The following is a 25,503-nucleotide window of genomic DNA, read 5'->3' on the forward strand; positions in this document are numbered from 1 at the left end:
CAGAACGACAGCAATCCATAGGTTATAACGTGCCGCCCACCAATATCAACAAGCAGGAGACGGGCAAGGAATTCAACTTCACGCGCGCCGACTTCGAGCGCGTGCGGGGCCTGATCTACCAGCGCGCCGGCATCTCCCTGGCCGACAGCAAGCAGGAAATGGTCTACAGCCGTCTCGCGCGTCGCCTGCGCGCCAACGGCATCGCCTCGTTCGCGTCCTACCTCGACGCGCTGGAAGCGGGCCGCATGCCGGCCGAGTGGGAATCGTTCACGAACGCGCTGACGACGAACCTGACGTCGTTCTTCCGCGAGGCGCACCACTTCCCGCTGCTGGCCGAACACGCGCTCAAGGCGCGCGCGAAACACGGCGCGCCGCTCACGATCTGGTGCTCCGCCAGTTCCACGGGCGAGGAGCCGTATTCCATCGCGATGACCGCGTGCGAGGCGTTCGATACCTTGACCCCGCCGGTCCAGATCATCGCCACCGACATCGATACGAACGTGCTGGCCACGGCCAGTGCCGGCGTCTATCCGCTCGAGCGCGTCGACAAGATGGAGCAGGCGCGCCTGCGCCGCTTTTTCCTGAAAGGGAAGGGCGCCCAGGAAGGCCTCGTGCGCGTGCGCCCGGAACTGCGCCAGCTGATCACGTTCCGGCAATTGAACCTGCTGGCCGACGGCTGGGACCTCAAGGGCCCGTTCGACGCGATCTTCTGCCGCAACGTGATGATTTACTTCGACAAGGCCACGCAGCGCAAGATCCTGTCGCGCTTCGTGCCCCTGATGAAGCCGGACGCGCTGCTGTTCGCCGGCCACTCCGAGAATTTCCTGTACGTGTCCGACTCGCTGCGCCTGCGCGGCAAGACGGTCTACGAATTGAACCAAGGCTGACGCCCACCACACCGCCCATGGAAACGAACAGCCATTTCGCCACCAACGTCTATTACGACCGCACGTTCGACTGCGACGCGGCCAAGATCCTGCCCGGCGAGTACTACTACACGGGCAAGGACATGCTGATCGTGACGGTGCTTGGCTCGTGCGTGTCGGCCTGCATCCGCGACCGCGTGAAGGGCCTGGGCGGCATGAACCACTTCATGCTGCCGGACGGCGGCGATCCGGGCAACCCGGTCTCGGCCTCGATGCGCTACGGCACGCATGCGATGGAAGTGCTGATCAACGACCTGCTCAAGGCCGGCGCCCGGCGCGAGCACCTGGAAGCGAAGGTGTTCGGCGGCGGCGCCGTGCTGCGCGGCTTTTCCGCGATGAACGTGGGCGAGCGCAATGCCGCGTTCGTCATTCAGTTTCTCAAGACGGAACGGATTCCCGTGCTGGCCGAGGACCTGAACGACATCTATCCGCGCAAGGTGTATTTCTTCCCGCGCACGGGCAAGGTGCTCGTCAAGAAACTGATGCAAACCCATAACGATACGCTGGCGAAGCGCGAGCTCGATTACGCCAGCCGCCTCAAGGTCACGCCCGTCTCCGGCGCCGTCGACCTGTTCTGAAGAGAAAGGCAAAACCAATGACAAAGATCAAAGTGGTGATCGTGGACGATTCCGCGCTGATCCGCAGCGTGATGACCGAGATCGTCAATTCGCAGCCCGACATGGAAGTGGTCGGTGTCGCGCCCGATCCGCTCGTCGCCCGCGAACTGATCAAGCGCACGAACCCGGACGTGCTCACCCTGGACGTCGAGATGCCGAAGATGGACGGCCTCGACTTCCTCGAAAAACTCATGCGCCTGCGCCCGATGCCCGTGCTGATGGTGTCGTCGCTGACCGAGCGCGGTTCCGAGATCACGATGCGCGCGCTGGAGCTGGGCGCCGTCGATTTCGTGACCAAACCCAAGATCTCGATCCAGAGCGGCATGCGCGAATATACCGAACTGATCGCCGACAAGATCCGCGGCGCGTCGCGCGCCCGCATCAAGCCGCGCACCCTGCATGCGGCCACGGCCGGCGCCACGACCCCGCTGCCGCAACTGCGCAGCCCGTTGACGTCGTCCGAAAAGCTGATCATCATCGGCGCCTCGACGGGCGGCACGGAAGCGATCCGCGAATTCCTCATGCAGATGCCGTCGGACTGCCCCGGCATCCTGATCGCCCAGCACATGCCGGAAGGCTTTACGACGTCGTTCGCGCGCCGCCTCGATTCGCTGTGCAAGATCAGCGTCGTCGAGTCCGCCGGCAACGAGCGTGTGCTGCCGGGCCACGCGTACATCGCGCCGGGCCACTCCCATTTGCTGTTGACTCGATCCGGCGCCAACTACATGACGAAGATCGAGCAGAGCGAGCCCGTGAACCGTCACCGTCCGTCCGTGGACGTCCTGTTCCGCTCGGCGGCGCAGGCGGCCGGCAAGAATGCCGTCGGCGTGATCCTGACGGGCATGGGAAAAGACGGCGCACAGGGTATGCTGGAGATGAAGAACGCGGGCGCCCACAATTTCGCCCAGGATGAAGCGTCGTGCGTCGTGTTCGGCATGCCGCGCGAAGCGATCGCCATCGGCGCCGCCCACGAGGTGGCCGCCCTGAGCGCATTGCCGGGCCTCGTGCTTGGCCATCTGGCAACGCATGGAGGCCGGGCGTTGCGCGTTTGATCCGCGTACGGTGCATTCACTGCGGTTTTATCGCCGTAGAGCAACAAAACTGCTATGCTTTAGCCTGTATTCGCAGTGCCGAACCGACCAACCTATACTAGGGGCTTCGTAGTCCTCGAAGCCCATCATCAGAGTTAAGAAACAACGGAGTATTTCATGGCTGATCCTAAGATGCGTTTCCTGGTTGTTGACGATTTTTCGACGATGCGACGCATCGTCAAAAATCTGCTGAAAGAACTGGGTTACGGCAATGTCGACGAGGCAGAAGACGGTGTCCAGGCACTGGCCAAGCTGCGCAGCGAACAGTTCGATTTCGTCGTGTCGGACTGGAACATGCCGAACATGGACGGTCTGACGATGCTGCAGAACATCCGCGCCGATCCCGCACTGGCCAAGCTGCCGGTGCTGATGGTGACCGCCGAAGCCAAGAAGGAAAACATCATCGCGGCGGCGCAAGCCGGCGCCAACGGCTACGTCGTGAAGCCGTTCACCGCGGCCACGCTGGACGAAAAGCTGAACAAGATTTTCGAAAAGATGGAAAAGGCCGCGTAAATGAGCGAGCACATCGCCGACTCGACTTCGCCCGACGAGGTTCTGAGCCGGATCGGGCACATGACCCGCGCATTGCACGAAAGCCTGCGCGGGCTGGGCCTGGACAAGCTGATCGAAAAGGCGGCCAGCGACATCCCCGATGCGCGCGACCGCCTCGATTACGTGGTCCGGCTGTCCGAGCAATCGGCCAAGCGCGTGCTCGACGCGACCGATGCCGCCAATCCGCTTCAGGATGGCATCGACGACCGTGCCGCCGAACTCGGCCGTTCGTGGCAGGCCCTGCTGGCCGCACCGGGCGCCGACGGCGACTGGCGTGCGCTGGCCGAGCGCACGGTCGCGAGCCTGGCCGAATCGCGCGACGCGGCCAGCGCCACGAAGGCGCATTTGATGGACATCATGATGGCCCAGGACTTCCAGGACCTGACCGGCCAGGTGATCTCGCGTATCACGGGCATCGCCCAGAACCTGGAAAAGCAGCTGGTGCAGGTGCTCGTCGATTTCGCCCCGAGCGAGATCAAGCGCGAGCTCGACAATGGCTTGCTGAACGGTCCGCAGATCAACCCGGAAGGCAATAGCGACATCGTGGCCGACCAGGGCCAGGTCGACGACTTGCTGGACAGCCTGGGCTTCTGATCCCGACGCGGCGGCCTCGAGCCGCCGTTTTTCGTTCCACCCGGCGATCGTTACAAGACATGCACCAGACTCACTTCATCGTCCGTGAACCCCTGCTCGACCCCAAGCAACGCGTGATCGGGTACGAGCTCCGCTGGCAACAGCGCGACGGCCAGCCACTCGGCGACGCCGACCTCGAACGCCTCGTCGCCTTCGTGGCCGACCACGTGGTCGACGAGGAGCAGGGCTGGCTCCTGCGCGACAAGACCCTGTTCCTCGACGCCGTGCCGGCGATGCTGTCGCTGGATGCGCTGCACGCGCTGCCCCCGGAACGCACCGTCCTCTCGCTGCCCGTGCGCGATCTCGCGAATCCCGACACCCGCGCGGCCGTGCAGGCGCTGCGCGCGGGCGGCGTCGGCATCTCGATCCGCGGCGCCGACCTGACCCTGCTGGGCAAGAACCTGTCTCCCTTCGCGTCCTACGCCGAAGTGCGCTTCGCCGGCGCCGACGTGGCCGCCCAGGCGCGCGCGTACGCCGCCGCGAAGCAGTCGGCGCTGCGCCTCGTCGGCCGGCCCGTGTCGACGTGGCAGGATTTCGACGCCTGCGCCGCGCTGGGCCTGGATGCCTTCGTCGGCAAGCTGCACCTGACGCCGCGGCCGGGCAATCCCGTCAAGGGCATGAACCCCGCCCAGACCATCATCCTGCAGCTGATGCAGATGGTGCAGAACAACGAGGACGTGCCCAAGATCGAGGCCGTGCTCAAGCGCGATCCGGCACTGATCTATAAACTCCTGCGCTTCATCAATTCGGCCGGCTTCGGCTCGGGCCGCGACATCCAGTCGCTGCGCCAGGCGATCGCGATGCTCGGCTACGCGCCGCTGTACCGCTGGCTCGTCCTACTGCTGGCGACGGCCAGCACGAGCGGCTATTCGCCCGTGCTGATGGAAACGGCGGTCGTGCGTGCGCGCCTGTGCGAACTGCTGGGCCAGACGTATCTGCCGCGCAGCGAGGGCGAGCACCTGTTCGTGGCGGGCATGTTCTCGCTGCTGGACCGCCTGCTGGGGCTGCCGATGAAGGAGGTGCTGGACACGATCCAGCTGCCGGAGCAGGTCGTGCAGGCGTTGCTGGGGCGCGATGGCGTATACGGGCCTTATCTCGCGCTGGCGGAGGCGTGCGAGCTGAATTCGGACCTCGTGGCGTCGTTGGCGGCGTCGCTGGATATCAGCCCGCTCGACGTCAACAAGGCGCATTTATCGGCGCTGGCGTGGGCGCAGAACGTCGCCGCATGAAAAACGGCCCTGACGGGCCGCCTTGTTTATCTGCGCTTCTGGACCTTGACGACAGCCCGCTCGAGCGTCTGCCGCATCTGCATCGAAATATTCGAAATGCGGCACCCCACCTGCACCTGCTGACCCAGCAGGAAGGTACGGAACGGCCGCAGCAGGCGGATTTCGAGGTCGGCCGAGACGGCCAGCGACGTGCCCAGTTCCAGCTGCACGCCTTCCAGCTTCTTGCCGACGTACAGTTCTAGCGCCTGTTCCGGCGTCGCGCGCAGGCCGACGCCCCCGCGTGAGAAATCGTACAGCGGCATCTCGAACACCTTGCCCAGCAGCGTGAAGCGGGCGCCGTAATTCATGCCGACCGGTGACTCCAGGCGAGGCTCGGCGCGCCGGTTCAGCACAAGGCAGACCTCCGGCAGCGGCAGTTGCACGAGGTCCGGGCGTCCCTCCACGATGGCCCAGTCGGCGTCGAGCTCGAACTGGATCTTCGCATTGCTCCCGAGTGCCGCGACGAACACGGCCTCGCCTTCCGCCAGGACGTCGTTGCCGGCGAGCTCGAGGGTGAACACCTTGTGCTCGGGATCGACGCTGTCGATGCGCGCCATGACGAAGTCCTGGCCGCGCGGGTACACGGTCACGGGTTCGCCCGTCAGGGCGAGCGTGGTCAACGCGTCGCCGATGTCGAACGGGTCGCGCATGTCATGGGCGCCGGAATCGGGGCGGATCCGGTCCACGGCGTCCGCCGGTTTGGGCGGGCCCTTGCGCATTTGAAGCAACGAGAGGTCGGTCAAGACGCTACTCCTTCTTTTTACGTGGTTTGGGTAAAAAGCCAAACTCCGAGTCTAGCAAGAAGAGTTGCCAATTCCTACAACATATTTGCAACAAAGTAATTTTTAGAGTCAGATCTCGAGATTATCGATCAGACGCGTCGCACCAAGTTTGGCGGCCGTCAGGACGACGAGCGGTGCGCCCGCTTCATATTCCTCGCGGCCCGGCGCCTGCAGGTTCATGCGCTTGCGGATCGACACGTAGTCGGGCTGCCAGCCGCGCGCGGCCAGGCGTTCCATCGCGTCGCGCTCCAGCGCGGCCAGGTCGGCGTGGCCGGCGCGGGTCTGTTCCGCCACGTACTGCAGCGTCTGGTACAGGAACGGCGCTTCGGTGCGTTCCGCCGTGCTCAGGTAGCCGTTGCGCGACGACAGCGCCAGGCCATCTTCCGCGCGGAACGTCTCGGCGCCGATGATTTCCGTCGGCAGCGCGAATTGGCGCGCCATGTTACGGACGATCATCAACTGCTGGTAATCCTTCTTGCCGAACACGGCCACGCGCGGCTGCACGCAGGAGAACAGCTTCGTCACGACCGTGCACACGCCGTTGAAGAAGCCGGGGCGGAACTCTCCCTCCAGGATATTGCCCAGGTCGTCGGGCGGCTGCACGCGGTATTCCTGCGGCTCCGGATACAGGTCTCTTTCGGTCGGCGCGAACAGGACGTACACGCCTTCCTTCTCCAGCTTGGCAACGTCCGCTTCGAACGTGCGCGGGTATTTGTCGAAGTCTTCGTTCGGGCCGAACTGCAGGCGGTTGACGAAGATCGAGGCGACGACCGGGTCGCCGTGGCGGCGCGCCAGGCGCATCAGCGACAGATGACCTTCGTGCAGGTTGCCCATCGTCGGCACGAAGGCGGTGCGCAGTTGTCCGCGCAGCTGGTCGCGCAGTTCGTCAATGGTGGAGATGATTTTCATGGTATCGGATTCGTAATGGCGTCACGCGGGAGAATAGGCGAGCCGCACATAGATGGGGGCGAAAGGTTCGGCCTGGGTTATTTCGATTAAGGTTTCTTTCGCCAGTTCGAGCATGGCGACGAAATGCACGACGACGACGGGCACGCTCGCCTGGCCGCCGAACAGTTCCGAGAACTCGACGAAGCGGGCCGACTGCAAGGTGCGCAGGATGGCCGACATGTGCTCGCGCACGGACAATTCCTCGCGGCCGATGCGGTGGTGCTGGGTCAGCTTGGCGCGGCGCAGCACGTCCATCCAGGCGCGCTGCAGATCGTGCGGGTCGACCTGCGGCCAGACCGGCCCCAGCGCCTGCTCGATGTGCAGCTGCGGGCGCACGAAGTCGCGGCCTTCCTGGGGCAGGGCACCCAACTGCTGGGCCGCGATCTTGATCTGCTCGTAGTCCAGCAGGCGCCGCACCAGTTCCGCACGCGGGTCTTCCGCCTCCTCGACGAGCGTGTCGACGCGCTTTGGCAACAGCATGCGCGACTTGATCTCGATGAGCATCGCGGCCATCAACAGGTATTCCGCCGCCAGCTCCAGGTTGCTCTTGCGGATCTGCTCGACGTATTCCAGGTACTGCAACGTGACCTGGGCCATCGGGATGTCGAGGATATTGAAATTCTGCTTGCGGATCAGGTACAGCAGCAGGTCGAGCGGACCTTCGAACGCATCAAGAAAGATCTCGAGCGCATCGGGCGGGATGTACAGGTCGGTGGGCAGCTGCAGCATCGGCTCGCCGTACAGGCGTGCGATGGCGCTGTCGACGTGGGCGTCGACACTCGCGGGATCGGAAGGGGAGGCCGTGGTGCCGTCGCCCGTGTCGGGATCGGCGCGCCCCCCGGGCGTCGCCTGCTCGGGCACCATCGTCGTCGGCCTGGGAATGATCGAGAGGGCGTCAGACCGGGTAGGTCAGACCTTCGTCTGGTACGGATACGCCTGCTGGCGGAGGCGCGACTCGTCGATGCGGCGCTGCTCGTCCAGCGACAGCGGGGCTTTGTCCCACAGCAGCGAGCGGCCGGCCTGCTGGCGCTCTTCCATGCCCGGGGTCTTTTCCTTCAGTTCCTTGATGAACTTGGTGTGCTCGGATTCGTACTGGATGTGTTTCATGGCTTTTCTAGGCAGGTCGTACAAACGGCGGCCTCGCTTATCGAGAGCCGCCGCATCATAAAAACAAGGAATGATACTGCGAGTCAGCGCTTATTGGTGCAGCGCATTCAGTTGACGGGCGATGATGTCGTGGTTGAGCCACAGCACCGGTGCGATCTTCTCGGCGGCGCCGTGGAACATCAGCGGGCCGGTGCCTTCCAGCACGAGGGCCGACAGGTGGTCCGTGATCAGCGCCTTCTTGTCCGTGTGCAGCGACGTGATCTCGTCGGACGTGCCGATCATCAGGTCGGCCAGTTCCGGCGTGTTGTCCATCGGCCAGGCGTCGAAGTTGCGGAACGAGGTGCTGGTGGCGGTCTGCAGATACGCTTCCAGCTTGTCGAGGATCGATTGCAGCGAGACGCCTTCGCCCAGCAGTTCCTGGCAGATGTCCCATTGCTCCTGCGCCCATGCGCCGCCACCTTCCTTCTTGAGGGCGAGCAGCAGCGGGAACAGCGACAGTTCCACGCCGACGAAGATGTCGGACGAGTTCGTGCGGATTTCCGGGCAGTTGAACACGGTGGCGGTGACGCCCTGGGCCCAGGCGGCCTCGGCGATCGACTCCAGGCGCATCTTGGCATAGCCCTGCGTGTAGTTCGTGTAGGTCTGCCACACGTACTCGCCGCCGATCAGGATCTCGGTGCCGTGGTAGCCGTACGCCGTGTAGCGCACCTGGCCGCCCTTGGCTTCCACGCGCGCGCGGATGGCGGCGGACGCATCGATCAGGTATTTCAGCGTGTTCGCCGACACTTCGTCGAAGTTCATCAGGATCAGCTTGCCCAGGTCGCTGTCGAGCAGGGCGCGCGACGACATGAAGCGGTCGCCGCGGCCTTTATAGATGCGGTTGGCGATGGCGAGGAAGGCCTTGATCTTCGGGATGCCGCCGGCCATCGTGTGGGCGAAGAACACGTTGGCGCCGTCCGGGATCAGCTTGTCGATCTCGGCCATGACGTCTTGCGCGGACTGCGTGAAGCGCTGCACGCCGGCGGTGCGGCAGGCTTCGATCTTGGTCCAGTCCAGCTTGTCTTCTTGCCAGCTTTTGAGGGTAATACCGGACAGCATCTCGGTCGGATTCTGCTCGCCCGGGGGCGCGTCCATGTCGAAACCGGCCATCAGGGGCACATTCACGATGCGGCCGCCCAGCTTGGCTTCCGCTTCCGCGTGCTCTTCCGGCGTCAGGGCGCGCAGGGTGCCATCGTCGTTGCGGCGGCCGACGGTGATGCCGAGGATCGTCATGCCGGCGGCGCGCGCCTCGTCGATCAGGCCGTTCACATAGCCGCGGCCGAACAGTTCGCCGAACAGGACGAAGACGTCACCTTGGCGGAACAGATTCGCTTGCGGGATGTGCCTCAGGGCTTTGTATTCGGTCATATTAGTCGCTACTACTCTAAAGTAAGTTTATTTTATGGGGTCAGAGCACGGTTCTTCTGTTAGGGCTCTGACCTCATCTAATTTTTATGGGGTCAGAGCACGGTTCTTCCGTTGGGGCTCTGACCTCATCTAATTAAACAGCGCATTATACTGCTACCCGCGTGCGGGAATTGATAGTATTCTGGCAAGGTATTTATCTTTCCCTCAACCTATTCCCGTACAGGTGATCCATGAAAGCTGTCCTGCCTTGCGCTGCCTTGTCATTCATCCTGGCCGGGTGCGCCAGTACGAATGAGCCTGCCGCCGCGGACATGCCCGCGCCGGGCGCCGCATCCACATCGACGACGGACGCGGCCGCGCCGATCACCGGCAGCCGCATTCCCGCCAAACGCACCGAAAAGATGGTCAGCCAGATCGGCGGCAAGGACTACAAGGACAACAAGAGCTCGCTGATGGCGCCGCTGCAGAGCAACTAGCGCCACCGGCACGGCCCGCTTAGCGGATCCGCATGCCCGGCTGGGCGCCGCTCACCGGCTCCAGCAGGTACAGGCCCGGATTCGCTTTTTCATCTTTCGCGGACGCGCACAGCACCATGCCTTCCGACACCCCGAACTTCATCTTGCGCGGCGCCAGGTTGGCCACGAGCACCGTCAGCTTGCCGATCAATTGCTCCGGCTGGTAAGCCGACTTGATACCCGAGAACACATTACGATAGCGGCCTTCGCCCACGTCCAGCGTGAGGCGCAGCAGCTTGCCAGCGCCTTCGACGTGCTCACAATTGACGATCTTCGCCACGCGCAGGTCGATTTTCGTAAAGTCGTCGATCGAGATTTCCGGTGCCAGTTCCTCGATGTCGGAGGCTTCCGGGGCCGGGGCGGCGGCGGTCTCGACGGCGTCGGCCGGCGCGGCACCGGCCGGGGCCGGCTTGTCGAACAGGTCCTCGACCATCTTCGCATCCACGCGCTGCATCAGGTGGCTGTACGCACCGATCGTGCGGCCCAGCAGCGGGGCGTAGACGCCCTCGCCCTGGGTGTCTTGCCACGAGTACGCCTCGTCGCCGAGGAATTCACGCACCCGCGCGGCCACGTGCGGCAGCACCGGCGACAGCATGATCGTCAGCTGGCGGAACAGGATCAGCGCGGTCGTGCACACATCGTGCAGCTCGGACGTCTTCGACTCGTCCTTGGCCAGGATCCACGGCTTGTTCTCGTCGACGTAGCGGTTGGCGACGTCGGCCACTTCCATGATCTCGCGCAGCGCCTTGCCGAATTCGCGCGACTCGAAGTTCGCGGCGATGGCGGCCTGGCGTTCACCATTCTCGCCATTGAGGGCGCGCGCGATCCAGCTCTTCGCATCGTCCGACAAGGTCGATGCCAGCTTGCCGTCGAAGCGCTTGGCGATGAAGCCGGCGCAGCGGCTGGCGATGTTCACGTACTTGCCGATCAGGTCGCTGTTCACGCGCGCGACGAAGTCCTCGCCCGTGAAGTCCAGGTCTTCGACCCGGGCGTTCAGCTTGAACGCGAGGTAGTAGCGCAGCCATTCCGGATTCATGCCCAGCTGCAGGTAGCGCAGCGGCGAGATGCCCGTGCCGCGCGACTTCGACATCTTCTCGTTGTTCACGGTCAGGTGGCCGTGGACATTGACCTTCAGCTTGTCAATGATCGGGTGGCCCGAGAAATTCAGCATCGCCGGCCAGAACAGCAGGTGGAACGACACGATGTCCTTGCCGATGAAGTGCACTTGCTCGGCGGACGGATCGTTCAGGAACGCTTCGTAATCGATGCCCTGTTTTTCGAAGTAATTCTTCAGGCTGGCGAGATAGCCGACCGGCGCGTCCAGCCACACGTAGAAGAATTTACCTGGCGCATCCGGGATCGGGATGCCGAAATAGGGCGCGTCGCGCGAGATGTCCCAGTCGGCCAGCTTTTCGCCGTTCTCGCCCAGCCATTCGGAGACCTTGTTGACCATTTCCGGCTGCAGGCGGCCCGGCGTGTTCAACCACTCCTTCAGGAATTGGAAGCAGCGCGGGTCGGACAGCTTGAAGAAGTATTGTTCGGACGGCTTCAGGATCGGCGTCGAGCCCGTGAACACGGAGTACGGGTTGATCAGCTCGGTCGGCTGGTAGGCGGCGCCGCAGACTTCGCAGTTGTCGCCGTACTGGTCCTTTGCGTGGCAGACCGGGCACTCGCCCTTGATGTTGCGGTCGGCCAGGAACATGCCCTTGGCCGTGTCGTAGAAGCGGTCGACGGTCTTCGTAGTGATCAGGCCGTTGTCGCGCAGGCGGCGGTAGATGCCCTGCGACAGGTCGACGTTTTCCGGCGAATCCGTGGAGTACCAGTTGTCGAACGCGATGTGGAAGCCGTCCAGGTATTGCGCGCGGCCGGCCGCGATCTTCGCGACGAACTCCTGCGGCGTGACGCCTTCCTTTTCCGCGGCGATCATGATCGGCGTGCCGTGCGTGTCGTCGGCGCCGACGAAGTGCACGACGCGCTGCGCACCGGCGTCGCGCTGCATTCGCTGGAAGCGGACCCAGATGTCGGCCTGGATGTATTCCATCATGTGGCCGATGTGAAAGGCAGCGTTGGCGTAGGGCAGGGCGGTGGTGACGAACAGCTTGCGTGTCATGGTCGAAGGGTGAGGTTGTCGAGGAAAAAAAGCATTTTACCAGCGGATGACCCCAAGCGCGCAGGGGGTACTCCGTGCATTTGCCGGCCTGACAACAGGGGATACCGTGTTTTGCGCTAAACTTGCGCATCACATCCGGAGAACCCAATGAGCATCACTGTAGATGACGTCAAGGCCGCCCTGGCCGCTGTCGTCGATCCCAACACCCATAAAGATTTCGTCACCTCCAAGGCAGTCAAGAACATCCAGGTCGACGGCGGCAACGTCGCCCTCGACATCGAGCTCGGCTATCCGGCGAAGAGCCAGGTCGCGGGCATCCGCGCGGCCGTCGTCGACGCGCTGCGCAAGCTTCCGGGCGTGGACAACGCCAGCGTCAACGTCACGAGCAAGATCCTGTCGCACGCCGTGCAGCGCGGCCTGAAGGTGATGCCGAACGTGAAGAACATCATCGCCGTCGCGTCCGGCAAGGGCGGCGTCGGCAAGTCGACGACGGCCGTCAACCTCGCGCTGGCGCTGGCCGCCGAGGGCGCCGCGGTCGGCCTGCTGGACGCCGACATCTACGGCCCGTCGCAGCCGATGATGCTGGGCGTGAACGGCCGCCCGCAGAGCCTCGACGGCAAGACGATGGAGCCGCTGGAGAATCACGGCGTGCAGGTGTCGTCGATCGGCTTCCTGATCGATCCGGACGAGCCGATGGTGTGGCGCGGCCCGATGGTCACGCAAGCCCTGCAGCAGCTGCTGGAACAGACCAACTGGAAGAACCTCGACTACCTCGTCGTCGACATGCCGCCGGGTACGGGCGACATCCAGCTCACGCTGTCGCAAAAGGTTCCGGTGACGGGCGCCGTGATCGTCACGACCCCGCAGGACATCGCGCTGCTGGACGCGCGCAAGGGCCTCAAGATGTTCGAGAAGGTCGGCATCCCGATCGTCGGCGTCGTGGAAAACATGAGCACCCACATCTGCTCGAATTGCGGCCACGTCGAGGCGATCTTCGGTGAAGGCGGCGGCCAGAAGATGTGCGAAGACTTCCATGTGGACTTCCTCGGCAAGCTGCCGCTGCAGCTGTCGATCCGCGAGCAGACGGATTCCGGTACGCCGACCGTCGTGGCGGAACCGGATGGTGCCGTCGCCGCGATCTATAAAGAGATCGCGCGCAAGGTGGCCGTGAAGGTGGCGGAGCAGTCGAAGGATATGTCGGCGAAGTTTCCGACGATCGTCGTCAAGAACGACTGAGTCGCCACCGCTATATACGTCGTTCTCGCGCTATAGACACGTTATCCCCGACCTCGCCGGTCGCCTTGGCGGGGATCCAATTTTGCTTGCGTTTCGACTGCGCGTGCAGAACTTGGGTCCCCGCCTTCGCGGGGACGACGTTTTTGGGCAAACCATGAGAATTGAAGCAATCCGTGCGCATTTGCGTACTTTAGGCGCCCGGCCCCTGCACGAAGACCGCGTGCTGCGCGACTGGATCCGCGTGATGGACCACGACCGCGGCCGCCGCCGTCCCGACGACTTCCTCCCGAAGCCCGTGCGCGAAGCGCTGCCGCAGCTGGATGCCGAACTGGACGCGCTCGCCCGCGTCATCAGCACGCACCCCGCGGACGACGGCTCGGCCCGCCTGCTGGTCGGCCTCGCCGATGGCCAGACGGTGGAATCCGTGCTGCTGCCGCGCGACGGCGTGTGCGTATCGAGCCAGGTCGGGTGCGCGGTCGGCTGCCAGTTCTGCATGACGGGCCAAAGTGGCCTGATCCGGCAGGTGACGAGCGGCGAGATCGTTGCCCAGGTCGTGCTGGCGCGCCGCCTGCGGCCTGTCAAGAAGGTCGTGTTCATGGGCATGGGCGAGCCCGCGCACAATCTCGACAATGTGCTGGAAGCCATCGAGCTGCTGGGCGTCGAAGGCAATATCGCGCACAAGAATCTCGTGTTCTCGACGGTGGGCGATCCGCGCGTGTTCGAGCGCCTGCCGCAAGGCCGCGTGAAACCGGCGCTGGCACTGTCGCTGCACACGACGAAGTCGGACCTGCGCGCACGGCTGCTGCCGCGCGCCCCGCGCTTCGCGGCGCGCGAGCTGGTCGACGAGGGCGAGCGCTATGCGCGCCTGACCGGCTATCCGATCCAGTACCAGTGGACCTTGCTGGACGGCGTCAACGACGGGCCGGACGAACTCGAGGCCCTGGTAGACCTCTTGCGCGGCAAATATGCCGTGCTGAACATGATCCCCTACAACACGAATCCCGGGCTGCCGTTCCGCCGGCCCGAGTGGGACAAGGCGCGGGCTATCGCCGCCTGGCTGTTCGAGCGGGGCATCCTGACCAAGTTGCGCGACTCGGCCGGGCAGGATGTCGACGGCGGCTGCGGCCAGTTGCGGGCGCGCGCCACCGGCGAACAGACCGTCACGTTGCGTCGGACGGCGGCCGCAGCGTAAATGTCGCGACCGGTTCGACCGCCGCGCTCGACATATACCAGTCGTTGATCACGAGCTGCAGGCTGCTTGCCCGCATGGTCCCGAGCGGCACGTCGCGCATCGCCGCCAGCACTGCGGCCAGTCGCGCCGGATCGGCGGGCGGGGCGACGAAGCGCAGCACCGTCGAATGCGCGGTGACGAGCCGGTAGCGCTGGTCCAGTGTCCCGTCGAGCCCGCGTGCGCGCAGCGCGTCGCGCAGGCGCGCACGCAGCCGTTCCAGTGTGCCGTCGCGCGGGAATCCCTTGGCCAGCACGGCGCCGCGCGAGATCGTGATGCCTTCGAAGCCGATCTCGAACGCCGGCAGGTCTCCCAGTGCCGCGCGCGCGGCCGCCGCATAATCCGCGCGCCGGGCCAGGTGCGATGCGTAGTCTTCCGTGACCGTGAACAGCGACAGCACCGTCATGTGCAGGTCGGAAAGGGGTTGCCGGTACTGGCGCGGGTCGGCGGCGAGCAAGGCGTCCTGCACGGCTTCGAAGCGGGCCGCCAGCGCCGCGTCGGGACGCGCGACCAGCGTGAGGCCGCGGCGCGGATCGAGGCCGCCGGCCAGGTGCAGGTCGCACTCGACGTCGCCGCGGGAGACGTCCGGCCAGGCGCGGTCCCACATGGCGTCGTAGTGGGCGCGCAGATCGGGTAAAGAAGAATCGCTCATCCGGGCGATTCTATGCCACGCGTGCGATACCCGTCTCGACCTGGCGTGCGCGCACCTGGTTGCGGCCGCCCCGCTTGGCGTCGTACATCAGGTCGTCCGCGACGGCGATCAGGGATTGCGGCGTGATGGCCTGGTGCGCCGCGAAGTCGGCGCCGGCGACGCCGAAGCTGGCAGTCGTGGCCAGCGCGGCGTCGTTGTACGGGATGCGTTCGGCGGCGAACGCGGCGCGGACACGCTCGGCCAGTTCGACGGCGCCGTCCAGCCGGGTCTCCGGCAGGATGATCAGGAATTCCTCGCCGCCGTAGCGCACGACGGTGTCGATGGATTCGCGCGTCATGGCCTGTAACAGGTCGGCGAAGCGGCGCAGCAACTCGTCGCCCGCGTGGTGGCCGTACGTGTCGTTGATGGCCTTGAAGCCGTCCAGGTCGCACATGATCAGCGACAGGCTCAAGCGGTAGCGCCGCGCGCGGGCGATCTCGCCGTCGAGCAGGGCCGCATTCAGGTGGCGCCGGTTGTAGCAGCCGGTCAGCGGATCGCGCACGGACAAATTCGTCAGCACCTGGCGCGTGCGATATTGCTCGCGCCACAGGCGCGCGTGGCGGTTCGCGGCGACGGCGCCGAAGGCGTTGGCGAACAGGACCAGCATCGTCATCGACACGAGGTGACGCGTCGTTTCGAGGTGCTGGATCCACGCCAGCGCGACGAACACGAGGCTGGAGCTCAGCGCAATGGCGACGGACGTGCGCAGGCGGTTCGGGATGAAGATCAGGATCACCACGGCCATGAGGCCGACGGACGTGCCGTGCAGCAGCGTGTCGGCCGGGCGGCGCCACGCGACGAACATATAGGTGAGCATCCCCAGCAATGTGAACACGCTCGCCACCCGGTACGCGGCCTTGACGGGCGTGGCGGCGCGGCGCGCATGGCGCAGGCCGGCCCAGGCGAAGACCGGCACGACGGCGCGGGCGAGCAGGGACGGGATGGCGCCCGGCAGGCCCAGCGCCAATACGTCGGCTACGCTGAACATCAGGTAGAACAGCGAGCACACGATCAGCGCGCGGCGCAGGTCGCGCAGGATCGTCGGCGCCTGCTCGTGCAGGAAGCCGGCTTCCGTCGCCGCGCAGACGAATTCGCCGCGCAGGCGCGCAATGGCAGCGGTGCTCGGGTCGCTCGTCATGGGTAGGTTGATATATGCATGAGATGGAAAAGCCGGACGAGACTGTAGCCAAAACTTTAATTTCTGTAAAGTAATTTTCAGTCATCGTGAGTAACCATGTCGCAGGATCGCTCGCCCCCCATTGCCGGGCCTCGCGGTAAAATAGCCGCTTCATTAATATTCATGCGTTCCCTTCGCATCCGACCATGACCGTCCGTACCCGTTTCGCTCCCAGCCCGACCGGCTATCTCCACCTCGGCGGCGCGCGCACCGCGCTGTATTCGTGGGCTTATGCCCGCCATTTCGGCGGCACCTTCGTCCTGCGCATCGAAGACACCGACCTGGAGCGCTCGACGCCGGAAGCCGTGCAGGCGATCCTGCAGGGGATGGAATGGCTGGGCCTCGCGCACGACGAAGGCCCGTTCTACCAGATGCAGCGCATGGACCGTTACCGTGAGGTGGTGAAGGGCATGCTGGAAGCCGGCACGGCCTACCTGTGCTACTGCTCGCCGGAAGAAGTGGAAGCGATGCGCGAGCGCATGCGCGCCGCCGGCGAAAAGCCGCGCTACGACGGCACCTGGCGCCCGGAACCGGGCAAGGTGCTGCCGCCCGTGCCGGAAGGCGTCAAGCCCGTCGTGCGCTTCAAGAATCCGCTGGACGGCGAAGTCACGTGGCACGACGTCGTCAAGGGCCCGATCACCATCGCCAACAAGGAACTGGACGACCTCGTGATCGCCCGTCCGGACGGCACGCCGACCTATAACTTCTGCGTCGCCGTCGACGACTGGGACATGAAGATCACGCACGTGCTGCGCGGCGACGACCACGTCAACAACACGCCCCGCCAGATCAATATCCTGCGCGCGCTGGGCGCCGAACTGCCGCAGTACGGCCACCTGCCGATGATCCTCGGCCCGGACGGCCAGAAGCTGTCCAAGCGCCACGGCGCCGTCAGCGTGATGGAATACCCGGAGCAGGGCTATCTGCCGGAAGCGATGTTGAACTACCTGGCGCGCCTGGGCTGGAGTCACGGCGACGACGAGATCTTCTCGATGCAGCAGTTCACCGAGTGGTTCAACCTCGACCACCTGACCGCGTCGGCCGCGCAGTTCAATCCGGAAAAGCTGGGCTGGCTGAACAACCACTATATCAAGCAGGCCGACAACGAGCGCCTGGCAGGTCTCGCGCGTCCGAAGATGGCGCGCGAAGGCGCGGTGTTCGACGGCGCGCCGCCGCTGGCCGCCGTGCTGGGCCTGATGAAGGAGCGCACCAACACGATCAACGAACTGGCCGACGCCGCCATGCTGTTCTACCGCGAACCGAAGCCGGACGCGGCGCTGCTGACCCAGCACCTGACCGACGCCGTGCGTCCCGCGCTGGCCCAGTTCGCCGAGCGCCTGCGCGACGTGGAATGGACCAAGCCCGCGCTGTCCGCGCTGATGAAGGAAGTGCTGGCCGCGCACGGCCTCAAGATGCCGCAACTGGCCATGCCGCTGCGTCTTCTCGTTACGGGTCAACTGCAGACGCCGGCCATCGACGCGGTGCTCGAATTGTTCGGCCGCGAAACGGTGATCGCACGAGTGAAAGCCGGGCTATGACTATTTGCGTAATGCAAGTGCGTCCGCTATAATGCTCGCACTTCAGCGCTGCGGGGGTATAGCTCAGCTGGGAGAGCGCTTGCATGGCATGCAAGAGGTCAGCGGTTCGATCCCGCTTACCTCCACCAACTCTGAAGTGCAGTATGTCGTAGTCCAGGTCCCCATCGTCTAGAGGCCTAGGACATCACCCTTTCACGGTGAGTACCGGGGTTCGAATCCCCGTGGGGACGCCAGATTCGGCAGCGACGTTGAAAAACGACGTAAGCAGTAAATGTAGTGTGTTATAGTGCTGTTTTCCCGTAGGGGGTATAGCTCAGCTGGGAGAGCGCTTGCATGGCATGCAAGAGGTCAGCGGTTCGATCCCGCTTACCTCCACCAAGCAGGGAAAAACAGAGTAACACAGTGCAGTCCAGGGTCCCCATCGTCTAGAGGCCTAGGACATCACCCTTTCACGGTGAGTACCGGGGTTCGAATCCCCGTGGGGACGCCAAGATTTGATTGGCCTGTCGCAGTAGAGTTGCAAGGAAGCCGCCTTGAGCGGCTTTTGTTTTGGGGGTATAGCTCAGCTGGGAGAGCGCTTGCATGGCATGCAAGAGGTCAGCGGTTCGATCCCGCTTACCTCCACCAAGAATACGTAGTAGCAAAGTTCAGGTCCCCATCGTCTAGAGGCCTAGGACATCACCCTTTCACGGTGAGTACCGGGGTTCGAATCCCCGTGGGGACGCCAGTTTTGATGTAAGATGCCTGCGATCAGGCATAGCGGTAAAAGTTCCAGGGTCCCCATCGTCTAGAGGCCTAGGACATCACCCTTTCACGGTGAGTACCGGGGTTCGAATCCCCGTGGGGACGCCAAGAATACGGCAAGCAGTAGTAAAAACAGTTTTAGGTCCCCATCGTCTAGAGGCCTAGGACATCACCCTTTCACGGTGAGTACCGGGGTTCGAATCCCCGTGGGGACGCCAGTCAAAGACCGGAGCAGACCACCCGCACATGCGGAAAGGTGCTCCGGTTTTTCTTTGGGTCCGCGACCATGCACAACGATCAACGCTCCACGACTCTCGCCATCTTCTGCAAGGTGGTCGACAACTTCGGCGACATCGGCATCTGCTGGCGCCTCGCGCGGCAGTTCCACCGCGAGCATGGCATCGCGGTGACCCTGTGGGTCGACGACCTCGCCAGTTTCCGCCGCATCTGGCCAGGCGTGTCCGTCGATGCCGGCGAACAGGTGGTCGACGGCGTGCGCGTGCTGCGCTGGCGCGACCAGGATGGCGCCTACGCGCCGGCCGACGTGGCCGACATCGTCATCGAATTCTTCGGCGTCGACATCCCGCCGGGCTATGTCGCCGCGATGGCCCAGTGCGAGCCGCGGCCCGTGTGGATCAATTACGAAGGCCTCAGCGCCGAGGAATGGGTCGAGGGTTGCCACGCGCTGCCGTCGATGCATCCGCGCCTGAAGCTGACGAAGCATTTCTTCTTCCCGGGTTTTACGGACAAGACGGGCGGCCTGCTGCGCGAACGCGATCTGCTCGACGCGCGCGACCGCTTCCAGGCCGACGCGGCGGCGCGGGCGGATTTCCTGGCGCGGCTGGGCGTCGGAAAAGACGAGATGGCCGCGCTGACGGTCAGCCTGTTCTGCTATCCGCACGCCCCGGTGGCGGCGCTGTTCGCCGCGTGGCAGGCGGGGGATCGTCCGGTGACGTGCCTCGTGCCGCAAGGTGTCGCACACGAGCAGGTGGCGGCGTTCGTCGGCGCCGGCGCGGTGGCGACGCACGGCAATCTCACGGTCCGCACCATCCCGTTCCTGTCGCAGGACGATTACGACCGCCTGCTGTGGTCGTGCGATGTAAACTTCGTCCGGGGCGAGGATTCCTGGGTGCGCGCGCAATGGGCTGGACGACCATTCATCTGGCACATTTATCCGCAAGATGAAAACTTGCATCATGTTAAACTCCGCGCGTTCCTGCAAAAGTACGCGGAGAACCTGGACAGCCTGATCGATTTTTCCCTGCGCTGGAATGGCGTGGAAGGTGATGCGCCGGCCGATTGGCCGGCCCTGTGGACATCGCTGCAAGCCAGTTTGCCGACGATACGCTCACGCGATGCCGAGTGGCAGGCGCGGATGTCGGCGAATGGCGACCTGGTGCGCAACCTGCTGGATTTCGCCCGGTCGCTGCGGTAGGCGACGGGCGAGGAACATGGTATCATGCTTGATTACTGCAACTCATTTTTAGGTTAAAACCCTCCTATGAAACCCGCAAAAGAAATCCGTGTCGGCAACATCATCATGGTTGATGCCAAGCCTTTCATCGTGCTGCGCTCCGACGTCAATGGCTCGAGCCGCACGGGCTTCACGTACAAGTGGAAGATGAAGAATCTTCTCACCAACGCACCGCTGGAAAACGTGTTCCGCGGCGACGACAAGTTCGACGTCGTCGTCCTGGACAAGAAGCCGGTGACCTACTCGTACTTCGCCGACCCGCTGTACGTCTTCATGGATGAAGAGTACAACCAGTACGAAATCGAAGAAGAAAACCTGGGCGACGCCATCAACTACCTGAAAGACGGTATGGAATGCGAAGCCGTGTTCTACGACGGCAAGGCCATCTCGGTCGAACTGCCGATCACCATCGCACGCCAGATCATCTACACGGAACCGGCCGTCAAGGGCAATACCTCGGGCAACGTCCTGAAGGAAGCCAAGCTCGAAAACGCCATCGAGTCGAAGCAGTTCACCATCCAGGTGCCGCTGTTCGTCAACCAGGACGACGTCATCGAGATCGACACCCGTACCGCCGAGTACAAGAAAGTCGTCCGCAACTAAGCCGACCGCTCTCTGAAAAAAACGCTGTCCATCGGGCAGCGTTTTTTTTCGTCGATACGTCCGACACGCGTGCATGTCATATAAGCAAGATGCTGTTATGCTGGCGCATTCTCGAGGAGGATGCATGGATCGCAGGGATTTCGTTCGGCTGGGACTGGCGGCGAGCGCCGCGGCCGGCGTGACCGCCACGGCAACGGGCAAGGAACTCGATGCCGTCCTGGACGCCGGCGTGCGCGAGCAGCAGGCGCTGATGGAAACGGGCAAGCTGACGTCGAAGACGCTCGTGCAGCGCTACCTCGCGCGCATTGCGGCCGTCGACAAGGCCGGGCCGCGCCTGAACGCCGTCATCGAACTGAATCCCGACGCCGCCAGGATCGCCGCCGACCTCGATCGCGAGCGCAAGGCCGGCAAGGTGCGCGGCCCGCTGCACGGCATCCCCGTCCTGTTGAAGGACAATATCGCGACGGGCGACAGGATGAGCACGAGCGCCGGCTCGCTCGCGCTGGACGGCGTGCGCGCCACGCGCGATGCGTTCGTCGCGGCGCGCCTGCGCGTGGCCGGCGCCGTCATCCTCGGCAAGACTAATCTGTCCGAATGGGCGAACATGCGCTCGACGCATTCCGTCAGCGGCTGGAGCGGACGCGGCGGCCAGACGCGCAACCCGTATGCGCTCGACCGCAACACGAGCGGTTCCAGTGCCGGTTCGGGCGCCGCGATGGCGGCCGCGCTCGCCACGCTCGCCATCGGCACGGAGACGGACGGGTCGATCGTGTCGCCGGCGTCGATCTGCGGCATCGTCGGCATCAAGCCCACATTGGGCCTCGTCAGCCGCAGCGGCATCATCCCGATCGCGCATTCGCAGGACACGGCCGGCCCCATGACGCGTACCGTGGCCGACGCCGCGCTGCTGCTCGCGGCCATCGCCGGCGCCGATCCGGACGACGCCGCCACGGGCACCATGCAGGGCAGGCCGGCCGATTACGCGGCGGCCTTGAGGTCGGACGGCCTGCGCGGCCGCCGCATCGGCGTCGCGCGCAATTTTTTCAATAGCCCGGCCGTGAACGCCGTGATCGAAGCCGAGCTGGCCATCCTCAGCGCGCAGGGCGCGACGCTCGTCGACGTGCAGGTGCCCAACGTCGACAAGTACGGCGACACGGAACTGGAAGTGCTGCTGTCCGAATTCCGTCCCGACCTGGAGGCATACCTGGCCGGCTACGCGCCGCACGCGTCCGTCAAGACGATGGCCGACGTGATCGCCTTCAACGACAAGCACGCCGCGCAGGAACTCCGCCACTTCGGCCAGGAACACCTGATCGCGGCGGCGGCCCGGCCGGGCCTCGACGCCAGGGCCTACCGCGACGCACTCGCCAACAACCATCGCTACAGCCGCGACGAGGGTATCGACCAGATCCTGCGCGAGGAAAAGTTGGATGCGCTGGTCGCGCCGACGGGCGGCACGGGATGGCTGACCGACTACATCAACGGCGACCACGACGGCCCCAGCTTTTCGTCGCCCGCGGCCGTGGCCGGCTACCCGCACGTGACGGTCCCGGCCGGCTTCGTGCACGGGTTGCCCGTCGGGCTGTCGTTCGTCGGCGGCGCGTGGAGCGAAGCGGCGCTGATCGCGATGGCCTATGCCTACGAGCAGGCGAGCCAGCGGCGCCGCGCGCCCACATATCCGGCGTCCGTCAACCCGCGCGCCTGACCCACACGAACGCGCAGATCGATGCCGCCAGCGCGCAGGCGGCGCATACGACCATCGCCACGTGGAACGGCGCCAGCAGTGCGCGGCCTTGCGCCGTCAGCACGACGCCCAGCAGCGCCGTCGCGATGAGCCCGCCGCCGCGCGCGACGGCGCTGTTGAAACCGGACGCGACGCCCGTGTGATGGGCGTCCACGGACGACAGCACGGCCGTCGTCAGCGGCGCCGCAACGCACGCCATGCCGACGGCGATGACGAGGATGGCGGGCAGCACGGTGGTGGCATAGCCGCCGTCGCCGATGCGCGTGCCCAGCAGGAATCCGCCGGCGACGATGAGCGCCCCGATCGATAACGGTAGCCGCGACCCGTGGCTGCCGGCTACCTTGCCCATCAATGGAGAACCGATCGCGAGGACGATGGGAAACGGCAGCAGCGCCGCGCCCGCCTGCTTCGCCGAATACTGCAGCGCCTGGATCAACACGAACGGCACGAGCAGCATCAGCGCGCCAAGGGCGCCGTAGAGCAGGAACGTCATCAGGTTCAGGCCGGAAAAGCTGCTCGATCCGAACAGTTTCAATGGCAGCATCGCCTTGTCGCCCGCCCGCCGCTCCGCCCGCAGGAACCCCAGCAGCACGAGCACGCCGGCCGCCATCGCGCTGCCGGATGCCGCCGTCACGCCCTTGTCGGCCGATGCCGCGGCCAGGCCCCACGTCAAGCAGCCCAGGCCGACGCTGGCCAGCAGCGCGCCGGCCGGATCGAGCGCGACGGGCTTCTCGCCGGGCGGCAAGCGCACGTAGCGCCAGCCGAGGAACATGGCCACTGCCGCGATCGGCAGGTTAATGTAAAACACCGCGCGCCAGCCCACGGTGTCGATCAGCCAGCCGCCGAGCAGCGGCCCGATGGCACCGGCCGCCGCGCCGGCCGCGGCCCAGACCCCGATGGCCTTGCCGCGCGCCTTGCCGTCGAATGTGGCGCCGAGGATCGCCAGGCTGTTGGGCAGCAAGAAGGCTGCGCCTATGCCTTGCAGCACGCGCCCGCCGACGAGCAGCCACAGCCGTGGCGCCCACGCGCACAGTAGCGAGGCCAGCGCGAACGTCGCGATGCCGGCGAGCAGGATGCGGCGCCGGCCGTAGCGGTCGCCGGCCGCGCCGCCCAGCAGAAGAAGCGAACTCAAGGGGAGAAGATAGCCGCTCACGACCCACGACAGGTCCGCGCCCGCGCCGCCCAGGTCGCGGCCGATGGCGGCCAGGCCCACGTTGACGACGGAGCCGTCGATGAAGGCGAGGCTGCTGGCCAGGATCGACGTGGCCAGCACCAGGTGCGGGTGGTCGGTGTGGCCGCTCGTCGGCGTACTGTCGGCCAGCGGGCGATCGCAATGGGCCGGCAGCGCGCTCACGTTCTAGCGCGGCGTTGCCGCCTGCTTGGCCTTCGTGAAGACGGGCCCCCACAGCGGATGGCCGTGCTCGCCCGGTGCCAGGTCGAACGACGGGTCGAGGCGCAGTGCGCGGTCGAACGCCTGGCGGCACGGGCCGGGGCGCGACGTCACGCAATAGCTGAACGCCATGTATTTCAAGGCCGTGAGGCGCGTGGCGAGCGGGCCGTTGTTCACGTCGCGCGCGGACAGGCGCCGGATCGCACCGTTGTAGTCGCCGTCGTTGTACAGCCGGATGCCTTCCTGCAGGCCGGCGCTGGGCGTCGACACGTCGTCGCGGTCGCGCGGCTTTTCCTTCGGCCGCGCCGGGGCTTCGCGCACCGCCGGGGTGTCCCGCTCCACCGCCGCCGCCTTCGGATGGCTGGGGCTGCGTGCCGGTTTCTTGTCGAAGCCGGGCAGGTCGGCACAGCCGCCGAGCAGGGCGGCCGCTGCGGTCAGCAGGATGGCGTGGGCGAAGCGGTGGGTATTCATTGGTCTCCGGTCGTGGGTCATCGGGCGTCGGCGCGCGGTTCGGCATTGAAGTCCACGGTGATCTGGCCGTCGCCGCTCGCCGTGTCGACCTCGAGCACGCGGTCGTGGAAGTTCGGGTTCGTCACGCGGATCGTGTGGCGGCCGGGTGCCAGCACGAGGCGCTTGACGGGAGGACTGACGCCGCGGTCGACGTCGTCGACGTAGACGACACCCCACGGCTGGATCTGCAACTTGTAGAGGTTGCCGTTCGGCGTGACGACGACACCGGGCAGCCGGGTGTCCGGCGCGGACTGGGCCTGGCCGGCGACGATGGGCGCGGCCGGGTTGGCGGGCGTTTGCGGCACGGCCGCCGGGCTCGCTGCCGGCGAATCCGGTGCGACATAGCCCTCGCCACTGTCCAGTGCGCCCGCGGCCGCGGCGCCGGTCGCGACGGACGGTTTATCGGCCTGCTGAGGCAACGTGAGCACGACGTGGTCGAACGAGCCCGAATCGCGCATTTCCGCGAACATGGCGAGCGCCAGCGCGATGAGGACGGCGCCGCCGCCGGCCGCGACGGCCCAGCGTTGCCAGCGGCTCAGGTTCAGGCTTCGGCGTGGGCGCTCGGCGGTCTGCATGAACGCGGGTGGCGCGGCTGCGGGTGGCGCGGCTGCGGGACCGAGGTCGGGCGCAGGCGCAGGCGCGTCGGGCGGCATCGGCAGCGTCATGTGCGACGCCACCGCGGCCCCGACGGGCGGACCGAGCGGGACGATGCCGAGCAGGTCGCGCAGCTGTTCGATGCTCTGGGGGCGGCGCGCCGGGTCGGGATCCATGCAGCGGTCGACGGCATTCACGAGCGAATCGCTGTAGCCCTCGGCCCGGCCGGCCAATGGGCCCGTGGGTGCGAGCTCGCGCGTGATGGCGTAATGGATGATGCGTGCCAGCGCGTTCAGGTCATCGGCCTCCTGTGCTTCCGGCGGGCCGAAGTCGGTGGGAATCAGGAGCGGCTCGCCATTCTCGTGGAACACGATCGTGTCGGGCGTGATGGCGCGATGCGGCATGTGCATCGCGTACTGCAGTTCGAGCGACTGCAGGATCTGGCGAAGGATCTTGCGGCACCAGACTTCGTTGACCTGTTCGGGACTGTACTCGACGATGTCCCTGACGGTGCGGCCTTCGAGGTGCTGCTGCTCCGGTCCGATGGTAGTTAGGCTGGTCATTTTGCTAAGGCATGGGCTTGGCAAAATCATGCCAGATTTGTAGCGCCGGTGCCCG

24 protein-coding genes and 8 tRNA genes are annotated in these 25,503 nt (G+C 65.3%); 21 read left to right on the forward strand and 11 right to left on the reverse strand.

Going from position 1 to position 25,503, the window contains the following annotated elements:
* The first annotated feature begins 29 nt into the window (after nucleotides 1-29).
* The 6 genes from ASD28_RS30145 to ASD28_RS30170 all read left to right on the forward strand — a co-directional run bounded on the left by ASD28_RS30145 (nucleotide 30) and on the right by ASD28_RS30170 (nucleotide 5,048).
* A complete protein-coding gene (locus ASD28_RS30145) occupies nucleotides 30-887 on the forward strand; it encodes a CheR family methyltransferase (RefSeq protein ID WP_200949061.1) in 858 nt (285 codons plus the stop codon).
* A gap of 17 nt (nucleotides 888-904) precedes the next feature.
* Nucleotides 905-1,504: a chemoreceptor glutamine deamidase CheD gene (gene cheD, locus ASD28_RS30150; RefSeq protein ID WP_056137233.1), complete on the forward strand. Its 600-nt coding sequence runs from the start codon at nucleotides 905-907 to the stop codon at nucleotides 1,502-1,504.
* Between the two features lie 17 nt (nucleotides 1,505-1,521).
* Nucleotides 1,522-2,595, forward strand: coding sequence for a chemotaxis response regulator protein-glutamate methylesterase (locus ASD28_RS30155; RefSeq protein WP_056137234.1), 1,074 nt, complete (start codon nucleotides 1,522-1,524; stop codon nucleotides 2,593-2,595).
* Nucleotides 2,596-2,751: 156 nt separating this feature from the next.
* Nucleotides 2,752-3,147 carry a chemotaxis response regulator CheY gene (cheY, locus tag ASD28_RS30160; RefSeq protein WP_036230336.1) on the forward strand — a complete coding sequence of 132 codons (396 nt, stop codon included), beginning with the start codon at nucleotides 2,752-2,754 and terminating at the stop codon, nucleotides 3,145-3,147.
* Nucleotides 3,148-3,780, forward strand: coding sequence for a protein phosphatase CheZ (gene cheZ, locus ASD28_RS30165; protein ID WP_056137235.1), 633 nt, complete (start codon nucleotides 3,148-3,150; stop codon nucleotides 3,778-3,780).
* 59 nt (nucleotides 3,781-3,839) lie between these two features.
* Complete coding sequence (locus ASD28_RS30170) at nucleotides 3,840-5,048, forward strand: EAL and HDOD domain-containing protein (RefSeq protein ID WP_056137236.1); 1,209 nt, start codon at nucleotides 3,840-3,842, stop codon at nucleotides 5,046-5,048.
* A gap of 26 nt (nucleotides 5,049-5,074) precedes the next feature.
* Here the strand turns inward: ASD28_RS30170 and ASD28_RS30175 are convergent, their stop codons facing one another.
* From ASD28_RS30175 to ASD28_RS30195, 5 genes are all read right to left on the reverse strand, one after another.
* Entirely contained in the window at nucleotides 5,075-5,830 is a 756-nt protein-coding gene (locus ASD28_RS30175; protein WP_229412326.1) for a flagellar brake protein, read from the reverse strand.
* A gap of 108 nt (nucleotides 5,831-5,938) precedes the next feature.
* Nucleotides 5,939-6,778, reverse strand: a complete 840-nt coding sequence (gene panC, locus ASD28_RS30180) for a pantoate--beta-alanine ligase (protein WP_056137237.1) — start codon at nucleotides 6,776-6,778, stop codon at nucleotides 5,939-5,941.
* Between the two features lie 21 nt (nucleotides 6,779-6,799).
* A complete protein-coding gene (locus ASD28_RS30185) occupies nucleotides 6,800-7,681 on the reverse strand; it encodes a ScpA family protein (RefSeq protein WP_056137238.1) in 882 nt (293 codons plus the stop codon).
* 45 nt (nucleotides 7,682-7,726) lie between these two features.
* Nucleotides 7,727-7,924 carry a DUF3460 family protein gene (locus ASD28_RS30190; protein WP_056137239.1) on the reverse strand — a complete coding sequence of 66 codons (198 nt, stop codon included), beginning with the start codon at nucleotides 7,922-7,924 and terminating at the stop codon, nucleotides 7,727-7,729.
* A gap of 90 nt (nucleotides 7,925-8,014) precedes the next feature.
* A complete protein-coding gene (locus ASD28_RS30195) occupies nucleotides 8,015-9,331 on the reverse strand; it encodes a hypothetical protein (RefSeq protein ID WP_056137240.1) in 1,317 nt (438 codons plus the stop codon).
* A 230-nt stretch (nucleotides 9,332-9,561) separates the two neighbouring features.
* On the opposite strand from ASD28_RS30195, the gene ASD28_RS32235 reads away from it, so the two are divergent.
* A complete protein-coding gene (locus tag ASD28_RS32235) occupies nucleotides 9,562-9,807 on the forward strand; it encodes a hypothetical protein (protein ID WP_156650961.1) in 246 nt (81 codons plus the stop codon).
* A 19-nt stretch (nucleotides 9,808-9,826) separates the two neighbouring features.
* On the opposite strand, the gene metG is transcribed toward ASD28_RS32235, so the two are convergent.
* Entirely contained in the window at nucleotides 9,827-11,956 is a 2,130-nt protein-coding gene (metG, locus tag ASD28_RS30200; RefSeq protein ID WP_056137241.1) for a methionine--tRNA ligase, read from the reverse strand.
* Between the two features lie 147 nt (nucleotides 11,957-12,103).
* Here metG and apbC point away from each other — a divergent pair, with 147 nt between their 5' ends.
* Nucleotides 12,104-13,192 carry an iron-sulfur cluster carrier protein ApbC gene (apbC, locus tag ASD28_RS30205; protein ID WP_056137242.1) on the forward strand — a complete coding sequence of 363 codons (1,089 nt, stop codon included), beginning with the start codon at nucleotides 12,104-12,106 and terminating at the stop codon, nucleotides 13,190-13,192.
* 154 nt (nucleotides 13,193-13,346) lie between these two features.
* Nucleotides 13,347-14,384, forward strand: coding sequence for an RNA methyltransferase (locus tag ASD28_RS30210; RefSeq protein ID WP_056137243.1), 1,038 nt, complete (start codon nucleotides 13,347-13,349; stop codon nucleotides 14,382-14,384).
* On the opposite strand, the gene ASD28_RS30215 is transcribed toward ASD28_RS30210, so the two are convergent.
* A complete protein-coding gene (locus ASD28_RS30215; protein WP_082579216.1) occupies nucleotides 14,353-15,072 on the reverse strand; it encodes a 2'-5' RNA ligase family protein in 720 nt (239 codons plus the stop codon). The genes ASD28_RS30210 and ASD28_RS30215 overlap by 32 nt on opposite strands.
* 10 nt (nucleotides 15,073-15,082) lie before the next feature.
* Nucleotides 15,083-16,249, reverse strand: a complete 1,167-nt coding sequence (locus ASD28_RS30220; RefSeq protein WP_056137245.1) for a diguanylate cyclase — start codon at nucleotides 16,247-16,249, stop codon at nucleotides 15,083-15,085.
* A 185-nt stretch (nucleotides 16,250-16,434) separates the two neighbouring features.
* Here ASD28_RS30220 and gltX point away from each other — a divergent pair, with 185 nt between their 5' ends.
* The 12 genes from gltX to ASD28_RS30280 all read left to right on the forward strand — a co-directional run bounded on the left by gltX (nucleotide 16,435) and on the right by ASD28_RS30280 (nucleotide 22,352).
* A complete protein-coding gene (gene gltX, locus ASD28_RS30225; protein ID WP_056137246.1) occupies nucleotides 16,435-17,826 on the forward strand; it encodes a glutamate--tRNA ligase in 1,392 nt (463 codons plus the stop codon).
* A gap of 52 nt (nucleotides 17,827-17,878) precedes the next feature.
* Nucleotides 17,879-17,954: transfer RNA gene (locus tag ASD28_RS30230), tRNA-Ala, on the forward strand.
* A 29-nt stretch (nucleotides 17,955-17,983) separates the two neighbouring features.
* Nucleotides 17,984-18,059, forward strand: a tRNA-Glu gene (locus ASD28_RS30235).
* A gap of 69 nt (nucleotides 18,060-18,128) precedes the next feature.
* Nucleotides 18,129-18,204: transfer RNA gene (locus tag ASD28_RS30240), tRNA-Ala, on the forward strand.
* 36 nt (nucleotides 18,205-18,240) lie between these two features.
* Nucleotides 18,241-18,316: transfer RNA gene (locus tag ASD28_RS30245), tRNA-Glu, on the forward strand.
* A 61-nt stretch (nucleotides 18,317-18,377) separates the two neighbouring features.
* A tRNA-Ala gene (locus ASD28_RS30250) sits at nucleotides 18,378-18,453 on the forward strand.
* A 24-nt stretch (nucleotides 18,454-18,477) separates the two neighbouring features.
* Nucleotides 18,478-18,553 (forward strand) — tRNA-Glu (locus ASD28_RS30255).
* Nucleotides 18,554-18,602: 49 nt separating this feature from the next.
* A tRNA-Glu gene (locus tag ASD28_RS30260) sits at nucleotides 18,603-18,678 on the forward strand.
* Between the two features lie 34 nt (nucleotides 18,679-18,712).
* A tRNA-Glu gene (locus ASD28_RS30265) sits at nucleotides 18,713-18,788 on the forward strand.
* Between the two features lie 68 nt (nucleotides 18,789-18,856).
* Nucleotides 18,857-20,005, forward strand: coding sequence for an elongation factor P maturation arginine rhamnosyltransferase EarP (gene earP / locus ASD28_RS30270; RefSeq protein WP_056137247.1), 1,149 nt, complete (start codon nucleotides 18,857-18,859; stop codon nucleotides 20,003-20,005).
* Between the two features lie 66 nt (nucleotides 20,006-20,071).
* Complete coding sequence (locus ASD28_RS30275) at nucleotides 20,072-20,647, forward strand: elongation factor P (RefSeq protein WP_056137248.1); 576 nt, start codon at nucleotides 20,072-20,074, stop codon at nucleotides 20,645-20,647.
* A 124-nt stretch (nucleotides 20,648-20,771) separates the two neighbouring features.
* Nucleotides 20,772-22,352 (forward strand): amidase, encoded by a 1,581-nt coding sequence (locus ASD28_RS30280; RefSeq protein WP_056137249.1) that lies wholly within the window; start codon nucleotides 20,772-20,774, stop codon nucleotides 22,350-22,352.
* On the opposite strand, the gene ASD28_RS30285 is transcribed toward ASD28_RS30280, so the two are convergent.
* From ASD28_RS30285 to ASD28_RS30295, 3 genes are read right to left on the reverse strand one after another with little or no spacing between them, the layout of a single operon-like run.
* Entirely contained in the window at nucleotides 22,336-23,745 is a 1,410-nt protein-coding gene (locus ASD28_RS30285; protein WP_056137250.1) for an MFS transporter, read from the reverse strand. The genes ASD28_RS30280 and ASD28_RS30285 overlap by 17 nt on opposite strands.
* 3 nt (nucleotides 23,746-23,748) lie before the next feature.
* Nucleotides 23,749-24,252, reverse strand: a complete 504-nt coding sequence (locus tag ASD28_RS30290) for a TssQ family T6SS-associated lipoprotein (RefSeq protein WP_056137251.1) — start codon at nucleotides 24,250-24,252, stop codon at nucleotides 23,749-23,751.
* A gap of 17 nt (nucleotides 24,253-24,269) precedes the next feature.
* Nucleotides 24,270-25,448 carry a hypothetical protein gene (locus tag ASD28_RS30295; protein WP_056137252.1) on the reverse strand — a complete coding sequence of 393 codons (1,179 nt, stop codon included), beginning with the start codon at nucleotides 25,446-25,448 and terminating at the stop codon, nucleotides 24,270-24,272.
* Nucleotides 25,449-25,503 lie beyond the last annotated feature (55 nt).

The organism is Massilia sp. Root133 (assembly GCF_001426525.1).
GTDB lineage: Bacteria > Pseudomonadota > Gammaproteobacteria > Burkholderiales > Burkholderiaceae_D > Telluria > Telluria orientalis.